Source organism: Cellulomonas bogoriensis 69B4 = DSM 16987 (assembly GCF_000767165.1).
GTDB lineage: Bacteria > Actinomycetota > Actinomycetes > Actinomycetales > Cellulomonadaceae > Actinotalea > Actinotalea bogoriensis.
Genome location: NZ_AXCZ01000157.1, coordinates 1 through 6,408, shown reverse-complemented (window position 1 = coordinate 6,408; position 6,408 = coordinate 1). Strand labels below are relative to the sequence as shown.

Here is a 6,408-nt window from a genome sequence, read left to right as displayed (position 1 = left end):
CGTGCGGTTCGCGGCCGCCGACCTCGCGTCGTGGGACGCCCACGAGGAGTACGACCTGGTCACCGCGAGCTTCTTGCAGTCCCCCGTCGAGCTGCCCCGCGCCCAGGTGCTGCGCGCCGCCGCCGGACGGGTCGCGCAGGGCGGCCACCTGCTGCTGCTCACCCACGCCGCACCGCCGCCCTGGGCCCGCGAGCCCATGCACCACCACGAGTTCCTCACCCCGCAGGAGGAGGTCGACCGGCTCGACCTGGACCCCGGGGCCTGGACGGTCGCCGTGGCCGAGACCCGCGAGCGGCAGGTCACCGACCCCGACGGGCAGGCCGCGACGCTGCTGGACGCGGTGGTGCTGCTCCGACGCCGGTGACCTGGCGCGTCGGGGGGGGGTCAGCCGTCGGCCAGCAGGTCGATGCCCCAGAGGGTCAGGCCCCCGAAGAGCAGCCCCCACAGGATGATCGAGACGACCTGCCACCGGATCACCGCGGCCTTCGGTGCGCCGAACGACACGAGCGCGGCCGAGGTGATCTGGCTCGGCAGGATCGTCTGACCCAGGAGGCTCACCCCTGCCACGCCGTACTTGTCGAACGCGGCACGCAGCCGGCGGCGACGCGGCGACATCTCCTTGGGTTCACCGACCACCCGACTGCGCACCCGGTGGGTGAGCGAGACGAACAGGACCATGGTGAGGACGTTGCCCATGACGGCGGCGGCGACCGCGACGACGAACGGCAGCCCGGCCGCGATGCCGATCACCGAGCCGAGGTAGGACTCGACGAACGGGATCGCCCCGGCCAGGACGATGCCCAGCCACTGCACCAGCGCCGGCAGCCCAGCGGTGAAGTCCTGCAGGTTCTCGATCACGATGCCCACCTCCCGTCGTCGCGGCCGGTGACCGCGGTGCCCATCACGACGCTAGCACGCCGTGCTAGTACAGCGTGCCACAGCGGTGCTCGTTGCGCTAGCACAGCGTGCCAGTAGGCTGGTGCGAGGTCGAGGAGGTGCCGTGAGCCAACGACGCGAGCAGATCATCGCCGCAGCCGGCGAGATCGTCGCCACCCAGGGCCTGGCCGGGCTCAGCGTCCGCAACGTCGCCGCCCGCGCCGGCATCGGCGCCAGCACCCTGCGCCACTACTTCCCCACCCAGCGCGAGCTCTACGACGCCGCCCTCGGCCGCACGTTCGACACCCACCTGGACGACAAGCGGCTCACCGACACCACCGTCGCCGCGGCGGACCGCCTCACCGAGTGCCTGGCCCAGTTCCTGCCCGGCGGCGAGTCCGAGCGGCCCACCCTGGAGGTCTGGTTCGCCATGCACGCCCAGGCCATCGGCACCGGGCGCAACGACGCAGGGGTCCTGGTCCTGGAGACCCTGAGCAAGCACGGCCGCGCCCGGGTCTCCGCCTGGTGCGCGACGCTCGAGGCCGAAGGCGCCCTGGCGCGCGACGCCGACCGGGTCACCTCCACCGTGATGGCCGTGGTCGACGGGCTCGCCCTGGACCTCGTCGTGCCGGGCACACCGCTCACGGTCGCCGAGGCGCACGCCGTCCTGCGCGACGTCGTCGAGGACGTCACCCGCCCCGCGGCGGGTGGGAGCCTCACTCCGCCCGCAGACCCTCCGCACGGCTCAGGCGGTACAGCAGGGGCAGGCTCGCCGCCGTCGTGAGGAGCACCACCGCGGCCGCCGCCCCGGCGGTGACCGCGGTCCCACCCCAGTCCACGACCAGCGGGGTGCGCGTCGCCGCCTGCAACGCCGCGCCCAGGCCCACACCCACCCCGACGGCGATCGTCAGACCCAGCACCACGGGCAGCGCGACCTGCCACAGGACCGACAGCCCCAGGGTGCGTCGCCGCACCCCGAACGCGGCCAGCACCGCCAGCAGCCGTCGGCGCTCACGCAGCTGCTCGACCACGTTGACCAGCAGGCTCGCCCCCACCATCGTCAGGAGCACGGCTGTCCCGACGCGCAGCACCTGCTGGATCACACCCAACCCGCCCATCAGGCTCTCCTGGGCGCGGTCGGACACGTACGCCCGCGGGTAGGTCTGCGCGACAGCGGTGCGCAGGTGGTCCACGGCGTCCGGGACCCCGCGGTCCAGCGCCACGAGCACCGACGTGTACCCGCGGAGCTCCACCCCGTCCGCCAGCGCAGCGGGGGTGAGGAACAACCACGCATCAGCGGGCTCGTCAGCCGGCGCCATGCCGTACGGGTCGTCGGGCGGCAGGGCTGTCCGCACCTGCGAGGGCACGGCCCACGTCGAGGCACCCGAACCGGGTTCGCCCAGGACGAGCTCCGTGCCCGCCTCGGGCCCCGCGACGCCCTCAGGTGCGACCACGACGACGTCACCGTCGGCACAGCCGGTGGGCCCGAGGACGTCCTCGAGCACCGCGCACGTGCCCGACCACACCCCCACCGTCTGCCCCGTCGCCGGCTCGTGGGCGACGGTGCTCGTGGACGTGGCCACGTCCCTGACACCCGGCACCGCCGTCAGGCCCTGCAACCACACCGCGTCCGCCCCACCGGCGCCGCCACCGAGCACCTGGGCCTGGAACGACGCGGACCGTTCCCCCTGCATCTGCTCGGCGTCGGCCACGACACCGGACACCACCCCCTGCACCGCCACCAGGCCCGCGACCGACACCACGATCGCCGACACCGCACGCACCGCCGCGCCGCTCTCCAGCTGCAGGCGTCGCACCGCGAGCTCCCACGCGACCCCACCGCCACCCAGCCGGTGCACCACGGCCTCGACCACCCACGGGAGCATCAACGGCACCCCCACCAGCAGCGCGACCACCCCGAGCACCACCATGGCCTGCTCCTCCGGGGAGTCGTGCACCCCACCGACCACCGGGTGCAGCAGCCCCAGACCCACGACCGGGAGCAGCAGCCGCCACCACAACCGCCGTCGGGTGACCGTCGCCCTGCGCACCACACCCAGCGGCTCGACGACGACCCTCCTCAGCGCCGACATCGTGACCAGCACCGACGCCACCGGGATCAGCACACCCACCATCAGGACGAGGACCGGCGCCGGGCGCAGGTCCTGGGGGTAGAACCCGAGCACAGGCGGCATCAGCGCCGCCGCGATCGGCCGCGCCACCAGGAACAGCACCCCACCCACGACCAGTCCCGCGAGCGCACTGACGAGCGTCTCCCCCGCGGCCATGCGGCGTGCCGTCGCCGGGTCGGCCCCCGCGAGGCGGACAGCCGCCAACCGTCGGTCGCGGGCCTCACCGCCGAAGCGCACCGCCGTGGCGATGAAGCTCATGACCGGCACCAGGAACACGGCGAGCCCCACCAGCCCGAGCAGGACCATGGTCGGGTCCCCACCGGGGGAGTCCTGTCCAGGTCCGCCGAACGCCTCGACACGGGTGGCGGTCGTGGCGTCGAGCTGGTCGGTGCCCAGGTAGAACGTGAGCTCACGGGGTCCGGTCAGGCCCTCGGGACCGATCGTCCCGACGACGCGGTCACCCCACCGGCCCCGCAGCGCCTGGCCGTCGACGGAGGACATGAGGTCACGCAGGGCCGGTGAGACCACGATCTCGCCCGGCGCGAGGGACCGGTCGACCCCCGGCGGCAACGGTGCGACCGGGCCCTCGGGCTGCAGCAGGCGCCCCTCGATGCCCTGGTCACGGAACCCGGACCGGATCACCTCCGTCAGGACGGCCCCCTGGCCGGGCTCCTCGACGGTCGCGGTCACCGAACGGGCGTCCGCGCGGGCCTGCCGTTCACCGGTGGCGGTGGGGATGCTCGCCACCAGCAGCAGCATCATCACCCCCAGCCCCACACCGGTGGCGATGAGCAGCAGGCGCACCCAACCGGCCGACGCCCCACCGACGGCCATGCGCATGCCGATCGCCAGGTCCGTCGTCCACCTGCTGCGCGGCGGACGGCCGGCTGCGCCGGTCATGCCGGCACCTGCTCCCGGACGCGCCCGTCACGGACGACGGCCTCGCGGTCCGCGTAGGCGGCCACCCGGGCCTCGTGGGTGACCAGGACGACCGCGGCGCCCGTGTCCCGGGCCGCAGCGGTGAGCAGCTGCATGACACGTTCCCCGTTGAGGGAGTCCAGGGCGCCGGTCGGCTCGTCGGCGAACACCACACGCGGGCGCGTCACCAGGGCACGGGCCACCGCCACACGCTGCCCCTGACCGCCGGACGCCTGGCCGGGGCGCTTGCCCGCGACGTCCGGGACCTCCAGGCGGGTGAGCCACTCGCGCGCCGCATCGCGCGCCTCGACCCGCCCCACCCCCGCCAGGCGCAGCGGGAGCGCGACATTCTCCTCGCACGTGAGCTCCGGGACGAGCTGACCGAACTGGAACACGAACCCGAACTCGGTGCGACGCAGGGTGCTGCGTTCGGCGTCGGGCATGGCCGTCAGGTCCCTGCCCCCGTACAGGACGCGTCCGGCCTCGGGCTTGAGGATGCCTGCGAGGCAGTGCAGCAACGTCGACTTGCCCGAGCCGGAGGGGCCCATGAGCGCGATCGACTCCCCGGCGCGCACGTGCAGCGACGCGGAGTCCAGGGCGGTGGTGGGCCCGTAGGTCAGGTGCAGGCCGTCGGCGACGAGCAGAGGTGCGTCGCGGGACGTCTGGGTGGTGGTCATGGCGGTCTCCTGAGGGGTTCGGTCTAGGCCTGGACCGTGGCTGCGAGCTGGTCGAGGCGTGCGGCGGTGAGCTCCAGCCACCGCAGGTCGGCCTCGAGGTGGAACAGGGCGTGGTCGCAGACCAGCTGGTCGGCGAGGTCCCCGTCGGACTTGCGGCGGGTCAGGTCACGCATCAGGCGCAGGTGCTCGCTGCGCTGGGTGTCCAGGACGTCGGACGGGTCGTGCCCCGTCAGGAGCGCGAGGACCACCTTCGTGTACAGGGTGCTCTGCAGGTACGGCTCAGGCTTCTCGGCGCTGGCCAGCCACTGCTCCACGTCGCTGACCCCGGCGTCGGTGATCGCGTACCGCTTGCGGTCCGGGCCGTCGCCGGGCTCGTGCTCGACCTCCACCAACCCGTTCTTCAGCAGCCGGGCCAGCGTCGAGTAGACCTGCCCGTAGTGCAGCGGGCGGTCACGACCGAACCGCTCGTCGTAGGCACGCTTGAGGTCGTACCCGTGGCGGGGACCGGTGCGCAGCAGGCCGAGGAGCGTCGGAGCAACTGTCATGCCCCGACTATACACACCAGATATACACCCGCTGTATACGCAGGTGGGAATGGGAAACCCCGCCCCGTCGACCCCAGGGCCCCCTGCACAGCGCCGCAACCCTGCGCCCCTGCGCCCCTGCGCCCCTGCGCCCCTGCGCCCCTGCGCCCCTGCGCCCCTGCGACGAGTGGGACCGATTCGTTACGGAAAGCGCAACTGATCGGTCCCACTCGGGGCAGGGAGGGCGCGCCGCACCGCTGGACGGCGGCTTAGGGTGGAGGGGTGCACGATCTGCCCCTCGCACCTCCAGCTGACCGCCGGCGTCGACGTACCTCCGCGTCCGCAGTCGCCGGGTTCGTGTTCGCGCTCATGGGGCCGCTCGCCCCACTCGGCCTGGGGTTCTCGATCATCGGCGTCGCCCAGACCAGGGACGGGGAGCGCGACGGCCGGGCACTGGCGATCGCGGGCGCCGTGATCGGTGGCCTGGTCACCGCAGGCATGCTGGTCGCCCTCCTGGCGTACCTCTTCTAGGGCTGCGGACCGTCGGGGAACCCGAGCCACGCCCACACCGCACCCAGCAGCACGGCGTCGAGGTCCTCGACGGTCACCACGCCGTCGGCGCGCAGACGTCCCGGCACGACGCGCACGGCGTCCCACCTGACCGCCGTGCCCGCCACGATCCCACCCGGGTCCGCGGCCACCATGTTGGGCCGCCCCCGGGACGCGTCCACCGGCAGGTCGACGAGGTCGTCGACCCACCCGAAGAGCGCACCCACCGGCCGGGCAGCACCGAGGAGCGCACGGGCGCGGGGCGGATCCAGCCGCGCCCACACGGCCGCGACCAGCAGCGTCACCGCGAACGTCGCCACGGACAGCCCCTCGCGGGCGTCGACCGTCGGCGCCACGCCCACCCGCAAGGACTCGACCTGGCGACGGTAGGCGCCCCGCACCACGTCGGCGGCAAGGCCACGGAGGTCCTCGGGCACGTGAGCACCGAGCAGCCGTGCGGTTGCCGCAGCGCTGCCGTGCACGAGGGTGACGACGGGGTGACCCGTCCGCGGGGGGTCGGGCGGCGGCTCGGGGAAGCGCGCGAAGAGGTCGTCCAGGTACGGCAGCGTGGCGGGCAGGAGCTCAGGCGCCTCATCGCACACCCCGTCGAAGCAGGTGACGAAGATGTTGATCAACCGGGCCGTGCTCAAGGCCTCGTCGAGCTCCGGCCCGGGCCGCGCCAGCGGGGTGCCGCGCGGCCGCGCCGCGAGCAGCACCGTCCGGCCGAAGAGC

At 73.8% G+C, this 6,408-nt stretch carries 7 protein-coding genes and 1 pseudogene; 3 read left to right on the top strand and 5 right to left on the bottom strand.

Going from position 1 to position 6,408, the window contains the following annotated elements; translation table 11 throughout:
* Positions 1 to 364 (top strand): annotated as a pseudogene (locus N869_RS17850) (class I SAM-dependent methyltransferase); the annotation flags it as partial.
* 20 nt (positions 365 to 384) lie between these two features.
* Here N869_RS17850 and N869_RS11955 read toward each other — a convergent pair.
* Positions 385 to 858 (bottom strand): hypothetical protein, encoded by a 474-nt coding sequence (locus N869_RS11955; RefSeq protein WP_035062030.1) that lies wholly within the window; start codon positions 856 to 858, stop codon positions 385 to 387.
* A gap of 142 nt (positions 859 to 1,000) precedes the next feature.
* On the opposite strand from N869_RS11955, the gene N869_RS16625 reads away from it, so the two are divergent.
* The gene (locus N869_RS16625) at positions 1,001 to 1,660 is read left to right on the top strand and encodes a TetR/AcrR family transcriptional regulator (RefSeq protein WP_052105492.1); all 660 of its coding nucleotides are present in this window, start codon (positions 1,001 to 1,003) and stop codon (positions 1,658 to 1,660) included.
* Here N869_RS16625 and N869_RS11945 read toward each other — a convergent pair.
* The 3 genes from N869_RS11945 to N869_RS11935 are packed head-to-tail and all read right to left on the bottom strand — an operon-like array spanning position 1,593 to position 5,148.
* The gene (locus N869_RS11945; RefSeq protein WP_035062028.1) at positions 1,593 to 3,908 is read right to left on the bottom strand and encodes an ABC transporter permease; all 2,316 of its coding nucleotides are present in this window, start codon (positions 3,906 to 3,908) and stop codon (positions 1,593 to 1,595) included. The genes N869_RS16625 and N869_RS11945 overlap by 68 nt on opposite strands.
* Positions 3,905 to 4,603, bottom strand: a complete 699-nt coding sequence (locus tag N869_RS11940) for an ABC transporter ATP-binding protein (RefSeq protein ID WP_035062027.1) — start codon at positions 4,601 to 4,603, stop codon at positions 3,905 to 3,907. The genes N869_RS11945 and N869_RS11940 overlap by 4 nt, the downstream gene beginning before the upstream one ends.
* Before the next feature lie 23 nt (positions 4,604 to 4,626).
* Positions 4,627 to 5,148: a PadR family transcriptional regulator gene (locus tag N869_RS11935; protein WP_035062026.1), complete on the bottom strand. Its 522-nt coding sequence runs from the start codon at positions 5,146 to 5,148 to the stop codon at positions 4,627 to 4,629.
* Positions 5,149 to 5,409: 261 nt separating this feature from the next.
* Between N869_RS11935 and N869_RS17415 the strand changes: the two genes are divergently transcribed.
* Positions 5,410 to 5,658, top strand: a complete 249-nt coding sequence (locus N869_RS17415; protein ID WP_156968518.1) for a hypothetical protein — start codon at positions 5,410 to 5,412, stop codon at positions 5,656 to 5,658.
* Here the strand turns inward: N869_RS17415 and N869_RS17845 are convergent.
* The coding region (locus N869_RS17845; protein ID WP_035062025.1) for a hypothetical protein at positions 5,655 to 6,408 on the bottom strand (754 nt) is incomplete at its 5' end. The genes N869_RS17415 and N869_RS17845 overlap by 4 nt on opposite strands.